This window comes from Alkalicoccus luteus (assembly GCF_052061695.1).
Classification (GTDB): domain Bacteria; phylum Bacillota; class Bacilli; order Bacillales; family Salisediminibacteriaceae; genus Alkalicoccus; species Alkalicoccus luteus.
Genome location: NZ_JBPZEY010000002.1, coordinates 296672 through 313190, shown reverse-complemented (window position 1 = coordinate 313190; position 16519 = coordinate 296672). Strand labels below are relative to the sequence as shown.

General features: G+C 47.9%; 14 protein-coding genes and 1 riboswitch. Of the genes, 6 read left to right on the top strand and 8 right to left on the bottom strand.

The window, feature by feature from the left end; genetic code table 11:
• Window positions 1-106 precede the first annotated feature (106 nt).
• The 7 genes from ectB to ACSZLD_RS03735 all read right to left on the bottom strand — a co-directional run bounded on the left by ectB (window position 107) and on the right by ACSZLD_RS03735 (window position 8304).
• Window positions 107-1393 carry a diaminobutyrate--2-oxoglutarate transaminase gene (ectB, locus tag ACSZLD_RS03765; protein WP_444684262.1) on the bottom strand — a complete coding sequence of 429 codons (1287 nt, stop codon included), beginning with the start codon at window positions 1391-1393 and terminating at the stop codon, window positions 107-109.
• A 1-nt stretch (window position 1394) separates the two neighbouring features.
• Entirely contained in the window at window positions 1395-1919 is a 525-nt protein-coding gene (gene ectA / locus ACSZLD_RS03760) for a diaminobutyrate acetyltransferase (protein WP_377908402.1), read from the bottom strand.
• A gap of 138 nt (window positions 1920-2057) precedes the next feature.
• On the bottom strand, window positions 2058-3896 hold the full coding sequence (typA, locus tag ACSZLD_RS03755) for a translational GTPase TypA (RefSeq protein ID WP_377908401.1): 1839 nt from the start codon (window positions 3894-3896) through the stop codon (window positions 2058-2060).
• Between the two features lie 107 nt (window positions 3897-4003).
• Window positions 4004-5263, bottom strand: coding sequence for a glutamate-5-semialdehyde dehydrogenase (locus ACSZLD_RS03750; protein ID WP_444684261.1), 1260 nt, complete (start codon window positions 5261-5263; stop codon window positions 4004-4006).
• A 37-nt stretch (window positions 5264-5300) separates the two neighbouring features.
• Complete coding sequence (proB, locus tag ACSZLD_RS03745; protein ID WP_444684260.1) at window positions 5301-6362, bottom strand: glutamate 5-kinase; 1062 nt, start codon at window positions 6360-6362, stop codon at window positions 5301-5303.
• Window positions 6363-6653: 291 nt separating this feature from the next.
• On the bottom strand, window positions 6654-8015 hold the full coding sequence (locus tag ACSZLD_RS03740; protein ID WP_444684259.1) for a PFL family protein: 1362 nt from the start codon (window positions 8013-8015) through the stop codon (window positions 6654-6656).
• Between the two features lie 13 nt (window positions 8016-8028).
• Window positions 8029-8304, bottom strand: coding sequence for an ACT domain-containing protein (locus ACSZLD_RS03735; protein ID WP_377908397.1), 276 nt, complete (start codon window positions 8302-8304; stop codon window positions 8029-8031).
• A gap of 86 nt (window positions 8305-8390) precedes the next feature.
• A riboswitch (glycine riboswitch) is annotated at window positions 8391-8468 on the bottom strand.
• Between the two features lie 197 nt (window positions 8469-8665).
• On the opposite strand from ACSZLD_RS03735, the gene ACSZLD_RS03730 reads away from it, so the two are divergent.
• A complete protein-coding gene (locus ACSZLD_RS03730; RefSeq protein ID WP_444684258.1) occupies window positions 8666-9670 on the top strand; it encodes a serine hydrolase domain-containing protein in 1005 nt (334 codons plus the stop codon).
• A gap of 58 nt (window positions 9671-9728) precedes the next feature.
• On the opposite strand, the gene ACSZLD_RS03725 is transcribed toward ACSZLD_RS03730, so the two are convergent.
• Window positions 9729-10787, bottom strand: a complete 1059-nt coding sequence (locus ACSZLD_RS03725) for an acyltransferase family protein (RefSeq protein WP_377908395.1) — start codon at window positions 10785-10787, stop codon at window positions 9729-9731.
• 106 nt (window positions 10788-10893) lie between these two features.
• Between ACSZLD_RS03725 and ACSZLD_RS03720 the strand changes: the two genes are divergently transcribed.
• The 5 genes from ACSZLD_RS03720 to ilvA all read left to right on the top strand — a co-directional run bounded on the left by ACSZLD_RS03720 (window position 10894) and on the right by ilvA (window position 16456).
• Entirely contained in the window at window positions 10894-11799 is a 906-nt protein-coding gene (locus ACSZLD_RS03720; RefSeq protein WP_444684257.1) for a DMT family transporter, read from the top strand.
• A gap of 193 nt (window positions 11800-11992) precedes the next feature.
• Window positions 11993-13270, top strand: coding sequence for an ammonium transporter (locus ACSZLD_RS03715; RefSeq protein WP_444684256.1), 1278 nt, complete (start codon window positions 11993-11995; stop codon window positions 13268-13270).
• A complete protein-coding gene (locus tag ACSZLD_RS03710) occupies window positions 13270-14220 on the top strand; it encodes a DUF294 nucleotidyltransferase-like domain-containing protein (protein ID WP_444684255.1) in 951 nt (316 codons plus the stop codon). The genes ACSZLD_RS03715 and ACSZLD_RS03710 overlap by 1 nt, the downstream gene beginning before the upstream one ends.
• A complete protein-coding gene (locus tag ACSZLD_RS03705; RefSeq protein WP_377908390.1) occupies window positions 14217-14930 on the top strand; it encodes an exonuclease domain-containing protein in 714 nt (237 codons plus the stop codon). Before ACSZLD_RS03710 ends, ACSZLD_RS03705 begins: the two co-directional genes overlap by 4 nt.
• Window positions 14931-15196: 266 nt before the next feature.
• Entirely contained in the window at window positions 15197-16456 is a 1260-nt protein-coding gene (ilvA, locus tag ACSZLD_RS03700; protein ID WP_444684254.1) for a threonine ammonia-lyase IlvA, read from the top strand.
• Window positions 16457-16519 lie beyond the last annotated feature (63 nt).

The window sequence follows — 16519 nt, the reverse complement described above, 5'->3', positions numbered from 1 at the left end:
ATCGGCTGATTCTTCACAGTTGTCAGAAAAGTGTGGATAACCGGCAGGCTGTGAGTGCGGATTCGATAAGAAAAAACTCCCGCTTCAGGCGGGAGTTTTGAATGGCTCAGGAGGACGTAGTTGACTGGTCCTGTATCTGCAGCGCCTCTTTTATACACGTTTCAATAATAGCAAATCCTTCATCGAGTGCATCAAGCGGAATGTTAAGTGGAGGGAACAGCTTAAAAACTTCATCATTTCCGCCTGCTGTCTCCAGTATCATCCGATGCTTGAAGGCGTGTTCTGCTACTAACTCAGCAAATCCGTCGACATCTGATGCAATTCCCTGCATAAGGCCGCGTCCTTTGCGCCGGCCTGTCATGTCAGGATAAGTTTCGACCATTTTTTCCAGGAAAGCGGTCATTCGTCTTCCGCGTTCCTGTATGCCTTCTTCAAAAGCAGGGTCACGCCAATATTCCAATGCCTCCGAGGCTGTAACAAACGCCATGTTATTTCCTCGAAACGTCCCGTTATGCTCACCCGGCTTCCATTTATCAAGCTCCGGTTTAATCAAGGTAACGGCTAACGGGAGTCCGTATCCGCCGATCGACTTCGATAAACAAATGACATCCGGTTCGATTCCTGCCGGCTCAAACGAAAAGAATGTCCCAGTTCTGCCGACACCAGCCTGGACATCATCGATAATGAATAAGATCCCCCATTCACGGCAAATCTCCTGCAGCTTACGGATCCAGCCCATCCTGGCGGCGTTAATGCCACCTTCCCCTTGTACAGTTTCAAGAATGACTGCAGCAGGGATCGCAACGCCGCTGCCATTGTCTTCTAAGAACCGTTCAAAATATTTCAGGCTGTCCTGTTCGTTTCCGGTAAACTGATCATAAGGCATGGTAACCGTATGGTTAAGCGGAATGCCTGCGCCTTGACGTTTCATCGAATTCCCGGTTACAGATAAAGCACCGATAGTCATCCCGTGAAAGCCGTTCGTAAAACTGATGATGTCAGTGCGGCCGGTCATTTTGCGGGCGATTTTTAATGCGCTCTCTACCGTGTTTGCTCCTGTCGGACCCGGGAACATCATCCGGTATGTCATTCCGCGCGGTTTTAAAATAACGTCTCGAAATTTTTCCATGAAATTTACTTTAGCATCTGTTGCCATATCAAGGGAGTGGGTGATCCCGTCGTTTGTAATGTAATCAAGCAGTTTCTGCTTCATGTTTTCGTCATTATGTCCATAATTCAATGCTCCAGCCCCGGAAAAAAAGTCTAGGTAACGCTTGCCTTCTTCATCCCAGATTTCGTGGCCTTTTGCCTTAGTAAAAACTGCAGGAAAGCTTCTGACATAACTCCGTACACTGGATTCTACATCCTCAACCAGCTTCAGCTTTTCATTCATACTACTCGTCTCCTTTCAATTGGACAGACAAGGGCAGGGGACCGATTCGATAGGTATATTCTGTTGCTGCATCCCCCGGTAAGATCTCCTCCGGGAACGTTTCCCGTATCGCATAAGATGTTGAAAAAGAAGCTGCCAATTTTTTGAACAGAGCTTGTGAAGCCTTATTGTCTGCGGTAATAGTCGCCTCGACGTAGCGGACATCTTTACATTGGCTGCGCTGCAGAAGTTTTCGCAGCATGGTAAATGCCAGACCCTTTCCGCGTTGGCCAGGGTCAACGCCGACCTGCCAAATAAACAGCACGTCCGTTTCATCAGGCTTAATGAATCCTGTTATGAATCCGACGACTTCTTCATTCTCAATGGCTGCTACACAAGTATCGGCAAAATACTCTGCCATCATGATGTACTTATACGCGGAATTAAGGTCCAGCGATGTTTTTTTCGCCAGCTCCCACATCCCGCTGCCGTGCGACCGGTCCGGTTTGACACAGCGAAGGGGAAGAGCAGTCGAGGAATCGTCCATATGAAGCCCCCTTTTCAATAAAAAGATTCGACAAAGATAGATTCCCTTTATTAAGTGAAACTAAGCCTCAATATGCAGGAGGGAAGGCGCAAAAAAGAACCCAGCTGATGACTCAGCTGGGTTCCTGTTTTTAAGTGACTAGTTTTTCGCTGCTAGCTTTTTACGTTTTTCTTCACGTTCGCGCATGCTCTTATCGAGCACTTTCTTTCTTAGCCGAATTGATTCCGGTGTAATTTCGCAGTACTCATCTTCATTTAGAAATTCAAGCGCTTCTTCAAGAGTGAGAACTCGAGGACGCTTCATCGTTACAGTCTGCTCCTTGGTAGCGGAGCGGATGTTCGTTTGCGCCTTCATCTTCGTGATGTTAACAGTCAGGTCGTTGTCGCGGTTATGCTCTCCGACAATCATGCCTTCGTATATATCTGTTCCAGGCTCAAGGAACAGGATACCGCGGTCTTCAACCTGCAGCATGCCATAGCCGGTTGATTTACCGGTTTCCATCGAAACGAGAACGCCTTGACGTCGCCCGCCGACATACCCTTTAGCAACAGGGCGGTAGCTGTCAAACGAATGGTTGATAATACCGTAGCCTTTTGTCTGAGACATAAACTCAGTAGAATAACCGATAAGCCCTCTCGAAGGTACGAGGAATTCGAGGCGGACCTGACCGTCTCCTTTATTGATCATGTTGAGCATTTCGCCTTTTCGCTCACCAAGAGATTCCATGACAGAACCGGTATAGTCTTCCGGCACGTCAACTTGAACGCTCTCAAACGGCTCGCAGTCAACACCGTCAACCTCTTTAATAATAACTTCAGGCTTGGATACCTGCAGTTCGTATCCTTCCCGTCTCATGTTTTCAATGAGGATGGAAAGATGAAGCTCACCACGGCCTGATACAGTCCAGGCGTCAGGGGAGGAGGTAGGATCAACGCGAAGGCTGACGTCGGTTTCCACCTGCGTAAGCAAACGTGCCTCGATTTTACGAGATGTGACATAATCACCCTCACGGCCGGCAAACGGGCTATTGTTTACGAGAAACGTCATTTGCAGCGTAGGCTCATCAATTCGCACGACTTCCAGGCGCTCCGGATTTTCAGGAGGGCAGATCGTATCACCGACCATAATATCTTCAATACCGGCTAGTGCAACGAGATCACCAGCTTCTGCAGATTGGATTTCCTCTTTCTTCAATCCGAAAAAGCCGAACATTTTCGTAATGCGGAATGATTTTTCCGAGCCGTCTTGTTTCAGGAGTTTAGCTTGGTCGCCGACTTTCATTGTACCTCGAAAGACGCGTCCGACACCGATCCGGCCAAGATAGTCATTATAATCAAGCATAGTTACTTGAAATTGGAAAGGTTCCGTTGTGTTATCAACCGGAGCCGGCACGTGTTCCGTGATTGCATGGAACACAGCGTCCATGCTTGGCTGCTGGTCCTCGGGAGTCATACTGGAAGTACCGTTGACAGCAGACGTATAAACGACCGGGAATTCAAGCTGATCTTCGTCTGCATCAAGCTCGATAAACAGATCAAGGACTTCGTCAACGACTTCATCCGGACGGGCCATAGGCCGGTCGATTTTATTTACCACTACGACAGGGGTAAGCTTCTGTTCCAGTGCCTTTTTCAGCACGAAACGTGTCTGGGGCATACAGCCTTCAAATGCATCTACGACTAGAAGAACGCCGTCCACCATTTTTAAAATTCGTTCAACTTCGCCGCCAAAATCAGCGTGTCCGGGCGTATCAAGAATATTAATACGCTTATCTTCAAATTTCACCGCTGTGTTTTTAGCGAGAATGGTGATTCCTCGTTCTTTCTCAATGTCATTGTTGTCCATTGCCCGTTCAGATACCTGTTCATGATCGCCGAAAGTGCCTGACTGTTTTAGCAGTTCGTCTACCAGCGTTGTTTTCCCGTGGTCAACGTGTGCAATAATGGCGATGTTCCGTAAATCGTTTCGTACTTTCATGCTTCGCATACGCTCCTGTCTTCGATAAGTTTACATCCGTACAAGTATAGCATAAAGAATGCGAAATAACACGTCGTACTTTTTCAGAAGTAGGAGGGCAAGCGTAGTTAATAAGAAAGACTACCTTTACACTGTCCATTTCCTTCAACGAGATATTTTACGGTAGTCAGCGCCTGAAGTCCCATAGGACCGCGTGCATGGAGCTTTTGAGTGCTGATGCCTACTTCCGCCCCCAGGCCAAACTCGAAGCCGTCGGTGAATCTCGTAGAAGCATTATGGTAGAGCGTGCTGGCATCAACAGTTTGGAAAAAAAGGTCTTTTGCTTCCGGATTCTCAGTAATGATCGCTTCAGAGTGCTTCGTGCCCCATTTACTGATATGTGCGCATGCTTCATGCACGTCCTGAACAATTTTAATGGCCGCTGTCAGGTTTAAATATTCCGTCTCCCAATCTTCTTCTTGAGCAGCATACACTCGTTGGTCCAGTGAGGTTGTTGTTTCACAGCCTCTGAGTGTTACGCCGTGGCTGCTTAATGAATCAATGAGCTCAGCTAAGTGCTGTTCAGCCCAGGAAGCCTCGACCAGAAGTGTTTCAGCAGCGTTGCAAACAGATGGTCGCTGCACCTTTGCATCTACCGCTATTTTTCGTGCAAGCTCCGCATCCGCATCCTTATCAATGTAGACATGACAGTTGCCTGCACCAGTTTCAATAACCGGAACGTGTGATTCACGGACGACTTTATTAATGAGCTCTTTACCGCCTCTTGGAATGAGAACATCTATCCATTCAGAGGCCTCCATTAATTCTGTCGTGGCAGAGCGCTCTGGTGATTCAATCAGCTGCACGGCTTCTTGTGGAAGGGAGGAATTCTGCAAACCTCGTTGTATGGCCGCGGTAAGAGCTTTATTCGTGTTGATGGCTGATCTGCTGCCTCTCAGCAGGACAGCATTTCCCGTACGAAGTGCAAGAGCACTGATATCTGCGGTAACATTTGGGCGTGCTTCAAATACAGCCGCAATCACACCGAGCGGTACAGATACTTCCCGGATCGACAAACCGTTAGGCCGCGTCCAGCTGCGAAGCGTGGTGCCAAGCGGATCTTCTAATTCAGCAACAGAAGTCACGGCGTCCGCAAGATCTGCAAGCCTCGTATCGTTTATTTCGAGTCTGTCCAGGTAAGCAGCATCACGCCCGGCTTTTTCTGCTTCAGCGAGATCCAGTTTGTTCGCATGTAATATATGTTCCTGCTGCTCCAAAAGGACAGCAGCAATGGCATACAGCAAGTCTTGACGCTGCTGATCGGAAGTGGTGCTCAGCTTTATCGATGCCTGGCGAGCTGCAGGAGCTTTACGTTCTACTTCTGTCATAATACGTCTCTCCTTTATAAGGAATTAAAATAATGTGTCAGCTGAAAGAAACCCATTCGTCCCGGTGCACAGCAATTGCTGCTTCGCTGTTCGTATCAGCCAATTGCATATGATCAATGAGCACACGGCCTCTGCCTATTTTTCGCGATCCGGCATATACATCGACGATGTCCCCTCTGAAAAAGTCACCTTCGATTCTGCTGATGCCAACAGTCAGCAGGCTGGCACCGCGGTTTAGAACAGCATCAGCAGCTCCTTCGTCGACAAAAAGAGAGCCCGACGCTGAAGCGTGATAAGCGATCCACTGTCGGCGGGTCCGCATAACGCGGCTGGACTTGCGGCGGATGTAGGTACCGGTTCCATTTCCTTCGCTTGCCTGAATCAATTCTTCTGTACTGCTCAATGTGCCGACATACGCCTCCACTCCTGTATCAGCAGCGGCGCGGCATGCCGACAGCTTTGTACCGATGCCGCCGGTTCCAAGCGCAGATCGGGACGGTGCACGTAAAAGCTGTTCTGGAATGGTTTGGAGTTCGTCGTATTTGAATGCTTCAGGATCTTCCTTGGGATCTGCTGAATATACACCGTCTGCATCGGTAAGCAGCATGAGCAGATCAGCGTGCATCGCACCACTTACCAGGGCGCTAAGCATGTCGTTGTCTCCGAAGGTCAGTTCATCAACAGCCGTGGAATCATTTTCGTTCAGAATAGGAAGGATTTTTCTGCTCAAGAGCTCTTCGATTGCTGCATGAAGATTCTGAAAGTTCTTTTCCTCTGTAAAATCCGAGCGTGTCACCAATAGCTGGGCAGGGATGATATTGTAATGCTGGAGCTGGAACCGGTAATGCTGCATTAAAAGTGCCTGGCCAGCTGCAGCAGCAGCTTGTCGTGCCCGGACGGTTGCAGGTCTGGAGGCATAGCCTATATCCCGGAAACCGGCCGCTACTGCTCCGGATGAAACGATGAGCAGCTCATGTCCTGCATGCCGAAGTCCAGCGATTGCGTGACAGAAAGCAGCCATTTTGACAGGGGAGAGCGTGCCATCTCCTTCTGTTAATGAGCTGGAGCCTATTTTAAGTACAATACGTTTTCGTTGCATCTTAGCTGACATCCTTTCCGGTACAAACAGCAGAGGCCCCCGTCCTGAAAAAGGACGGGGGCCTCCCGCGGTACCACCTTTATTGGTCTTTACAGACCCTGCTTTCCAGTTTCTTATGAGGTTGTCCGTTCCGAGCAGGTTCAGACTCATCGCACCCTGCACTTCTTTCAGCCGTGAAAGTGCTCTCTGCTAAGGGGGAGAGGAGGCATACTTATCTCAAACGGGAATGATTAAGATATATTATTCAGAAAAATTGGATATCTGTCAATAACCTTTGCAGAAAAGGTGCCGTTAATTGATAAGAGATTGAAGAGGGGCAGGGATTCGGCCTCCGCGCTGCATCATTTTATCTGACTTAAATGGATTCAGGCCCATCACCGGAGCACGTCCTAAGAGACCGCCAAACTCGATCATATCTCCTTCTTTCGCCCCCGGTACAGGAATGACCCGAACAGCAGTCGTTTTCTTGTTGATCATCCCGATTGCCATTTCATCCGCGATTAAACCGGAAAGAGAAGCGGCTTCTACGTTACCGGGAACAGCAATCATATCGAGACCGACAGAACATACGCTCGTCATGCCTTCTAATTTGTCTAGAGAGAGCGCTCCATCCTGAACACCCTTGATCATTCCGTTATCTTCTGAAACCGGTATAAATGCGCCGGAAAGACCGCCTACATAAGAGCTTGCCATCGCACCGCCCTTTTTTACAGCGTCATTCATCATGGCAAGTGCTGCAATCGTTCCATGGGTGCCGACGCGCTCCAGTCCAATTTCCTCCAAAATTTCAGCTACGGAATCATTGGCAGCATTTGTCGGAGCGAGTGAAAGATCCATGATCCCAAAAGGGACCCCAAGCCGGTCAGCGGCTTCTCTTGCCATCAGTTCACCGGCTCTCGTAATTTTAAATGCTGTTCGTTTAATAATGTCAGATACCTCGCCGAGGTCGGCATCCGGGTGCCGCTTTAACGCGTGAAGCACGACTCCAGGACCGCTTACACCAACATTCAGCACTTTATCTGCTTCGCCAGTACCGTGAAAAGCACCGGCCATAAATGGATTGTCTTCCACGGGGTTGCAGAATACGACGAATTTGGCATTGGCGAGGCCACTGTTGTCGGCGGAAAGATCAGCAGCCCGCTTAATGATGTGTCCTAACCTTGATACAGCATCCATATTAATGCCCGCTTTCGTTGTAGCGGCAGACACAGAGGCGCAAACGCGTTCCGTCGTGCTAAGTGCTTCCGGGAGGGCTTCAAGCAGCACCGCATCGCCTTTGGAAATGCCCTTATGGACCATTGCGGAAAATCCGCCGATGAAGTCTACACCTGTATCGCGTGCTGCTGCATCCAGCGTTTCTGCCAGTTTGATCGCGTCTTCTTTTGAGGCTCCGCCAAGAAGCAGCGAGCAGGGCGTCACAGAAATTCGTTTATTCGCAATAGGAATGCCGTACTCCTGTGAAATATCGTCCGCCGTTTGGGTAAGGGTGGCAGCTGACGTTGTTATTTTGTTATAAACATTGGCACGCATAGCTTCCTGTGAATCTCCTGCACAGTCCATCAAGTTTATGCCTAGCGTAATAGTGCGGATATCAAGCTCTTCCATTCGCACCATTCTGATTGTTTCCTGAATTTCATTGAAGCCGATATTCATGACAGGGCCCTCCTTAAATTCTGTGCATATGCTTAAACAGATCTTCACGCTGAATATGAATAGTCAGACCGAGTTTTTTAGCTGTCTGTTCCAAAGCTGCTTCAATTTCCTGCATTGATGCTGTCTTCGACAAGTCTACGAGCATCATCATCGTGAAAAAATCCTGCAGGATCGTTTGGGAAATATCGAGTACGTTAATTTTATGCTCCTTCAGCACAGCGGTGACATCAGCAATAATGCCAACTTGATCTTTACCTACGACACTAATGACGGCGCGAGTTGATTCCATGATAAACATCCTTTCTGCTTTTCAGTCTAACTGCATCAAAAAAGCCGGCAAAATGCCGGCATAAACATACAAACCGCCTTCTGGCAGCTGTATCTTCTGTCCGGGTGCCTGAGATTGTGAACCCTTCGGCGCTGCCAGCCGGCAGTCTCTCCAGAAGCTGCTCCAGCTGTAGTAACCCCACAGCCTTCGTTGCAACGTATTAACAGATGATAATAAACCTATCAGGCCCCCGCTAATTCGTCAAGGACTGCGTATTCTGGTATATTTAAGAAACACGATGTCAGGCAGAGGAATGATAGGGTTGTTCAATCAGATAATTGCCGCTCTCACGATCATCATCGCTGTATTGGTGGGATTATTTATGTACGTATATTATTCAATCGAAGAAGGAGCAGAGTCAACTTGGGAGTATCACGATTCTGTTGAGGAGGCAGGTTTCAGCAGAGAGGCGCTCGATCAGGCAAGAATTTATTACGATTCGATTAACAGCACCTCGCTAATGGTGATTTCTGAGGGGAAAGTGCTGTTAAGCTGGGGAGATGTAACGAAGAATACGAATGCGCACTCTGTCCGTAAAAGCTTTCTATCAGCTTTGTTCGGAATTGAAATTGATCGAGGAAATGCTGCTCTGACTGATACGCTCGAGCAGCTGGAAATCGATGATCAGCCTCCGCTTACGACAATTGAAAGACAGGCGCAGCTGTCGCATTTGATGTCTTCGAGCTCTGGAGTATACCTGCCTGCAGGAGAAGAATCCTGGGGAATGCGCTTTGCAAGGCCATCCCGGGGGAGTCATCTTCCTGGAGAGTTTTATTATTACAATAATTGGGATTTTAATGTTCTTGGGACGATTTACAACGCTATTCCCGAACGTGATGTGTTTGTAGATTTCAATGACCGCATTGCGGAACCGCTCGGAATGGAAGATTTTGATCTGGCCAATACTAATTATAAATATGAGAACCGCCGGTCACGTCATCCCTCATACTTATTTCAGCTCTCAGCAAGAGATATGGCACGATTCGGTCAGCTTTACTTGCAGAAGGGGGAGTGGAATGGAGAGCAGATTGTTCCGCAATGGTGGATCGAGGAAAGCACGTCTGTTCAAAAAGAAGTACCTTCCAATACGGTGTTTGACTACGGCTACTTATGGTGGACGGCTTCTGTTCCTCCTTACAGCGATTACAACATGTACTCTGCAGTGGGGCGCTACGGCCAATCGATTGATATTATTCCAGAGCTGGATCTCGTTTTTGTGCACAGGGTCGACAGCAACAGATTGGCGTTTCAGCTGACACGAAGTGCGGTCAACGACTTGCAGCGTTTGCAGCTGCTTCAGCTCGTGCTTGATGCCAGGCGGTCTTAAACGCACGAACGCGCAAGAAAAAATCCCTTCAGGCTGCACGTGCAGCCTGAAGGGATTTTTATTGAGGTGATTTATATGGAGCACCGATTTGACCAATGATCATGTATCCGTATTTCCATTTGTTCATCATTATAATGGTTGCGATGGAAGCTGTCAGGCTGAAAATAAATAAAATGATAATGTAAAAGAAGCCGATTGGCAGCGGGTACAGCTGAAATAGAAAATCAAGCAGAAAAATATAAAAATAGTGAAGCAGATAAATGCCAAATGAATAGCGGCTGATAAATTCAAGGAACGGCGGCAGTGCTTTCAATGTAGATGTAATATAAAACAGAAAGAAGCTGCACATCAGCGTATGAATCAAGATATCGGTCCTTTTTGAGCTGTGCACGGTGAGAATCCCCGAATGATAGAAAAATAAAAGCATCGCACTCGTTAACACAGGTCCAATGATGAACAGCACCCGCCATGAGCGGATAAAAGCGGAAAAGCGTTCAAAGTGCATCCCGGCATAGTAACCTACCGCAAAATAAAACACCCATCCAAACATTGGCACCCAGTAAAATCGCTCCCAAATGTACTCGCCGTACAGAAGACCTTCAGGCGGAGAAGAGTAATTAAAAAAAAGTAAATAAGCGGCGTTAATACCGAAGGCGACTGGAAGCACGATAGATGGTTTCCATCGCTTCAGTCTGGAGTGAAGCAAATAATGGACCAAATAAAATTGAAAAATAATTAGGATGAAGTAGCCGTGGTAATCACCGACAACGATATTCAAGGCGACTTTTGTAAAGCCTGTCTGAATCCCTTGGGCGAAAAAAGGCAGTGCATAAAAAATGCCCATCACTACGAATGGAATTAAGATGAAGCGTAGCCGTTTCTTCAGGAAATAATCCGGAAGCTCCCGGTTCCGGTACGAATATGCAATTAAAAACTCGGATATAAAAATGAACATCGGCGTACCATAGTACAAAATCATTTGAATGGAATCAAAAAAAATGGCAGAAAGTTCTCCCATTTCACGGATTGTCATGGAATCGATGCCTATGAAAATACTGTGAAGAAGAACGATACTTAAACAACCGATGCTCCGCAGTACGAAGATTTCCTTAATCATGTCTGCGGGCCCCTTTCCTGCGAACGTCATGTGTCAGCTTATAACATATCATATTTATTCCGGCAGCGTCATCCGTCTCTGCCGGTCGTAACTGGAGGGAAGAAGATTGAAGCATTTTTCCGTTTACGCAACACTCATGTTCGTCATGATCGTGTGGGGGTTGAATGTCGTAGCAGTGAAATACCTGGTAGACGTCATGCACCCTGTTCAAATGCAAGGAGTTAGAATTGGAGCGGCCGGAATTGCTGCGCTCGCTATTCTATACGTATTAAAAGAGTTGAAGAAGCCGAATCGAAAAGAAATCCTTCTGATTGGAGCAGCGGCATTATTTGGTCAAGTGCTGCACCATTCTCTATTGGCGTGGGGATTGCTAAATACAACTGCTGGCAATGCCTCCTTAATACTCGGACTCATCCCGGTTACTACCGCTGTTTTTGCAGCAGTTCTGCTGCGTGAGCGGCTGAACCTTCTCCGTATAGTGGGTATTCTTATAGGGTTTTCAGGCGTGATGCTGATCATTATTCCGTCTAACGAAGCATTGAGTGCTGCAGCCGGCGGCGATCTGCTGATCTTTCTTTCTATGATCTCCCAGGCATTCTCTTTCATTTTAATTCGACAAGCATCGATATCTCTTCCGGCTGGTGCGATGACTGCGTATATGCTCTTGGCAGGTTCGATTGTTCTGATCGGGCTCAGCTTTGTAACAGGAGGGGGAGAAACAGTTTTTCAACCTCATACTGCAGCTGTCTGGACCGTGTTTTTCAGTTCTGCTCTGCTGGCTACAGGTGCCGGTCACATCTTATTTAACCGGGCTATTCAAAAAATAGGCCCTTCCCAGACGGCGGTGTTTAACAATTTCGTTCCATTTTTCGCGTTGGGCGGCTCTTGGCTTTTTTTAGGAGAAACGATTACGGTCTATCAGGGTGCCAGCTTTTTGCTCATCGTTATAGGAGTATTACTCGGAACAGGGTATGCAGAATACCAGTATAAAAAGTATAAATATGCGAATTGAGGTGATCGCAGTCAGAGAGCGCTTACACGACTGGAGGCCGTACATTTCCTTGTCTGTCACTTATAAATGTCCGTGAAATACCATGTTATATTATCTGACATTTTCGTTGTGTCAGAAAATTCCGGCGCTATACTGAGGTACATAGCTGTTGGCACATTAGCTGACAGAAATAAACTCAGGGAGTGTGAATGGGATGGACGAATTGTTTCTCATGAATAATGTATGGATTATCGTATGCTTTGCTCTAGTCCTGCTGATGCAGGGGGGATTCATACTCCTCGAGGCCGGATCGACGAGAATGAAAAACGCCGGGCATATTGCCGGTAAAACGATTTTTACAGTGGGGATTGCATCACTTGTTTTCTGGGCAGTCGGGTACGGTTTTATTTACGGGGAAGGCAACTTGTTTATCGGAATGTCTGATTTCTTCTATGGTGATTTTGAATCTACCGTAGATGGCCTTGCCGGATCTGTTGACTTTATCTTTCAGCTGGCATTTGCAGCCATCGCGCTGACGATCGCATTTGGCGGATTTGCAGAACGTGCGAAATTATCTGTTTATATTCTATTTGCTATCGCATTTTCCGCATTCATTTACCCGGTCGTCGCGCACTGGATCTGGGGAGACGGGTGGCTTGCGGGACTTGGCAAACAGGACTTCGCTGGATCTACAGTCGTGCACTTAACTGGTGCTTTGGCGGCACTTGCAGCAACGATTATCTTAAAGCCGCGTATCGGGAAATTCAACAGCGACGGCACATCCAACAATCTTGCTGGTCACAACCAGGTGTATACAGCTCTTGGTGTGCTGATTCTCTGGGTAGGCTGGTTTGGATTTAACGGCGGATCTACGCTTGGCGTGGATGGTGCATTTTTCGGATACGTCGCGCTTACAACTCAGCTTGCAGCAGCAGCGGGTGCGATTGCAGCAATGTTTATCGTTTCTGCGATGACTGGAAGAAATGATATTCCGACGATGTTAAATGGTGCGCTCGCCGGACTCGTGGCTATCACTGCTTCAACGGCATTTGTCGCCCCTTGGGCCGCCGTTATTATCGGTGTAATCGCCGGCTTGATTGTACATTTCAGTATGGTGTTTTTTGACAAAGCAAAAATTGATGATCCGATCTTTGCTCTTTCTGTTCACGGTGTTGCAGGTATTTGGGGAACTCTTTCAACCGGATTTTTCGCCACTCCTGATCTCGCGGCGATGAACGGCGGCCTTCCGGGATTGTTTTACGGTGGTGGTCTGACTCAGCTTGGTGTTCAATTCACAGGGGTAGCTGTTTCAGGACTGTACGCATTTGCAGTTGCTTTCATTATTTTGAAGGTGCTGGACAAGGTGCTTGGCGGCCTGCGCGTATCTGAAGAGGAAGAGCTTGTGGGTCTTGATATGAGTGAGCACGGCAGCTACGGTTATCCGGAGAACATGGAGAAGGCATCAGAAACCGTGAAGAAGCACGGTGCCTGATGGAGCAAATAACCGCTTCAAATAATCCGTTCCTGCAGGGAATTTCCCTGCAGGATCCTTCCGTTTCCTGGGAGGAAGTAAACGTATGGCACGACCGACGGATAGAGCAGCTGTTTAAGGAACAACTTTCCCTATTCGAAGACGATCATGGCCCGCTTCCTTCCCCGTGCTCATTTTATGTGATGGGCAGTGCAGGGAGAGGCGAACAGGCAGCCTTCAGCGATCAGGATCACGGGATATTGTATGAAGGAAAGAACGATAGCGATGCTTTTTTGAAGCTTGGTGAACGCGTAGCAGAAGCGCTCTATCACGCGGGGTATCCGTACTGCGAAGGCAAGGTGATGAGCAGCAATCCGCTCTGGTGCAGAAACCTGTCGTCTATGGAAGCGCAGCTGTCCACATGGCTGGATCAGCCCGACTGGGAGGCTGTCCGGTATTTAATGATTTTCATGGACGCGAGAACGTTGTCGGGATCGGCCCATGCTGAAAAAATGAAGCAGATCATTACCGATTCTGTTCGCTTCAGGCCTGAGCTGATGGATCGAATTATCGCTAACACAAGCTTTCGACGCAAGCGTCGCAACATGTTCGGTCAAGTTATAACGGATATCAAGGGGAATATTAATTACAAGGAATCCATTCTATTTCCTTTCGTACACGCTGCCCGTATTGGCGCGGTGTTTGAAAAAGTAAACGAGCAGCATACGCCCGCCAGGCTGCGTGCGCTGCCGCCAGCATTAAACGGTGAAGCCGCAGCGCGGGTTTTTGAAGAGGCACTTTCATTTCGCCAGCAGCACGTAGCGCAAGAAGACTCGTACGAAACGATTCATTTGCTTAACATGAAAAGCTTAAAGAATGAAGAAAAAGAGAAAGTAAAGCAGTTTATGAAAGAAGGAAAGCGGCTCTATCGGAACGTAACGGCGTATTACAGAAAGCGTGATAACGGATGAACATGCTGGACAGATGGAGACGTTCGCTCGGCGCACTTGCTGGTGGAGCTGTCTATGATCACAAGGGAGGAAGCAGCGCTGGAGCTGCGGCTTATGCGAGACAGCTTGAGCGGGACCGCCGTGATCATAAAGAGCTGACGATCCCGCTTCAGGAGCTGCCAGTAACTGTAGTAGACCTGGAAACGACCGGTTTTTCACCAGCTAAAGGAGACAAGATTCTGTCTATTGGAGCGGTCAGAGTGGAAAAGGGGCAGCGAACCTCCTTTTATTCACCAATTTTTACTGAAAACCCGCCTGAGCCTGTGTTAAAACTGACTGGATTGACCAAGCAGGAGCTGATAGACGCACCGCCAGCTGCGGAAGTGGTAAAGGATTTCCTGTCGTTTTCAGCGGAAAGTACGCTAGTAGCGCACCATTCAGCGCATGAGAAAGCCTTTTTAAATCATACGCTATGGAAGCTTTACCGAATGAAGCTTTCAAGGCGGATCGTCGATACGAGATTCGCAGTACTGCATATCCATGAACTTGAACACGCAGTAACACTTGAGGAGTTTTGCCGCTACTTTGATGTAGTGCCTGAAGGTCGGCATCACGCTTTACTAGATGCAAAAGCAGCGGCCGATATCTGGACTGAGGCGTGCTCATCCTGTATGCAGAACGGCATCTATACATTAGCTGATATGTATAAGGAAGCTGCAGCTAAAACTTAATTACGTATCCAGCAGCTCACTTGGCAGCCGGTGTTCCGATTATTTCGGACACCGGCTGCTTTCATAGCAGCTTCCCGCAATATTAATCGAATAACGGGTCGGACGTCTTCCGTTTTCTTCATATTTTGCAAAGGTAAAGGAGAGTATTCAAGCAGAGAGCGCTTACATATGCGATTGATTGAAATAGTTACAGCAACGCTGTTTTCTCCAGCGGCTTCCTGTGATAAGATTAGTCATAATATTTTGAACGAAGAGGAGCTTCTGCCATGGAAAAGACCGAACAGAGCGTGCATGTGAAAGATATTTTGGTGGCGCATCAAGCGTTGAAGGATGTAGTGGTGAAAACGCCTCTTCAGCGGGATGCTATTCTTTCTGATAAATATGAAGCAGATGTTTATCTGAAACGGGAAGATCTCCAAGTCGTCCGGTCGTTTAAACTGCGCGGTGCCTACAATTTAATGCAGGGACTATCCGAGCAGGAGCTGCAGCGGGGAGTCGTTTGTGCAAGTGCGGGTAACCACGCGCAGGGTGTCGCATACTCCTGTAAAGCACTCGGCGTGCGTGGGAAAATTTTTATGCCGTCTACAACGCCACGTCAAAAAGTGTCGAGAGTCGAGTTTTTCGGCGAGCCGTTTGTGGATGTTGTGCTCACAGGTGATACGTTCGACGATGCATATGCCGCCGCAGATCAGCTCAGACAGGAAGAGGATATGACATTTATCCATCCATTCGACGACGTCCGGACCATCGCAGGCCAAGGCACGGTAGGAATGGAAATTTTAGAAGACATTGACGTTCCAGTTTCCCACGTATTTATGGGAATCGGCGGAGGAGGTCTCGTTTCAGGTGTCGGCACCTACTTTAAAGAGATTTCCCCTTCTACTAAAATTATTGGCGTAGAGCCTGCCGGTGCTCCCGGTATGAAGACGTCGCTGGAACGAGGAGCGGTTACGTCGCTCGCTAAAATCAACAAATTTGTGGACGGTGCAGCTGTCAAAACAGTCGGTTCGATTACGTACGATATCTCGAAGCGGATTGTAGACCGTATTTCGCTGGTAGAGGAAGGTCATGTTTGTTCTACCATGCTCAATCTATACAACGAGAATGCGATCGTAGCAGAGCCTGCCGGCGCCCTTTCCATCGCGGCACTGGACGAGTATCGTGATGAAATCCGGGGCAAGGCCGTTGTATGTGTCGTCAGCGGCGGTAACAACGACATTGACCGTATGCAGGAAGTGAAAGAGCGTTCGATGATCCATCAGGGGCTCAAGCATTATTTTATCGTCAACTTCCCGCAGCGAGCCGGTGCTCTTCGCGAATTTCTTATTGATGTGCTCGGGCCGACTGATGATATCACCCGGTTTGAATACACGAAGAAGAATAATCGTGATAAAGGACCGGTATTGTGTGGAATTGAATTAAAATATCGGGAAGATTACAGTTCACTTATTGACAGAATGGACAAAAAAGGGTTTGCTTATATAGAAATCAATAAAGATGAAGATCTGTTTAATCTGCTTATTTAATTGGAACGTCAGGAAAGAGCCGGTGCTTCTGCGACGCTAGTTCGCGAAATTTGGCTCTTTTCT

Coding starts and splice junctions, on each gene's coding strand:
- ACSZLD_RS03710 (WP_444684255.1), top strand. CDS start 13,270: ATGGAGCAAATAACCGCTTCAAATAATCCGTTCCTGCAGGGAATTTCC.
- ectB (WP_444684262.1), bottom strand. CDS start 1,393: ATGAATGAAAAGCTGAAGCTGGTTGAGGATGTAGAATCCAGTGTACGG.
- ACSZLD_RS03735 (WP_377908397.1), bottom strand. CDS start 8,304: ATGGAATCAACTCGCGCCGTCATTAGTGTCGTAGGTAAAGATCAAGTT.
- ACSZLD_RS03730 (WP_444684258.1), top strand. CDS start 8,666: ATGTACGTATATTATTCAATCGAAGAAGGAGCAGAGTCAACTTGGGAG.
- ACSZLD_RS03740 (WP_444684259.1), bottom strand. CDS start 8,015: ATGAATATCGGCTTCAATGAAATTCAGGAAACAATCAGAATGGTGCGA.
- ACSZLD_RS03725 (WP_377908395.1), bottom strand. CDS start 10,787: ATGATTAAGGAAATCTTCGTACTGCGGAGCATCGGTTGTTTAAGTATC.
- typA (WP_377908401.1), bottom strand. CDS start 3,896: ATGAAAGTACGAAACGATTTACGGAACATCGCCATTATTGCACACGTT.
- proB (WP_444684260.1), bottom strand. CDS start 6,362: ATGCAACGAAAACGTATTGTACTTAAAATAGGCTCCAGCTCATTAACA.
- ACSZLD_RS03750 (WP_444684261.1), bottom strand. CDS start 5,263: ATGACAGAAGTAGAACGTAAAGCTCCTGCAGCTCGCCAGGCATCGATA.
- ACSZLD_RS03715 (WP_444684256.1), top strand. CDS start 11,993: ATGGACGAATTGTTTCTCATGAATAATGTATGGATTATCGTATGCTTT.
- ACSZLD_RS03705 (WP_377908390.1), top strand. CDS start 14,217: ATGAACATGCTGGACAGATGGAGACGTTCGCTCGGCGCACTTGCTGGT.
- ilvA (WP_444684254.1), top strand. CDS start 15,197: ATGGAAAAGACCGAACAGAGCGTGCATGTGAAAGATATTTTGGTGGCG.
- ectA (WP_377908402.1), bottom strand. CDS start 1,919: ATGGACGATTCCTCGACTGCTCTTCCCCTTCGCTGTGTCAAACCGGAC.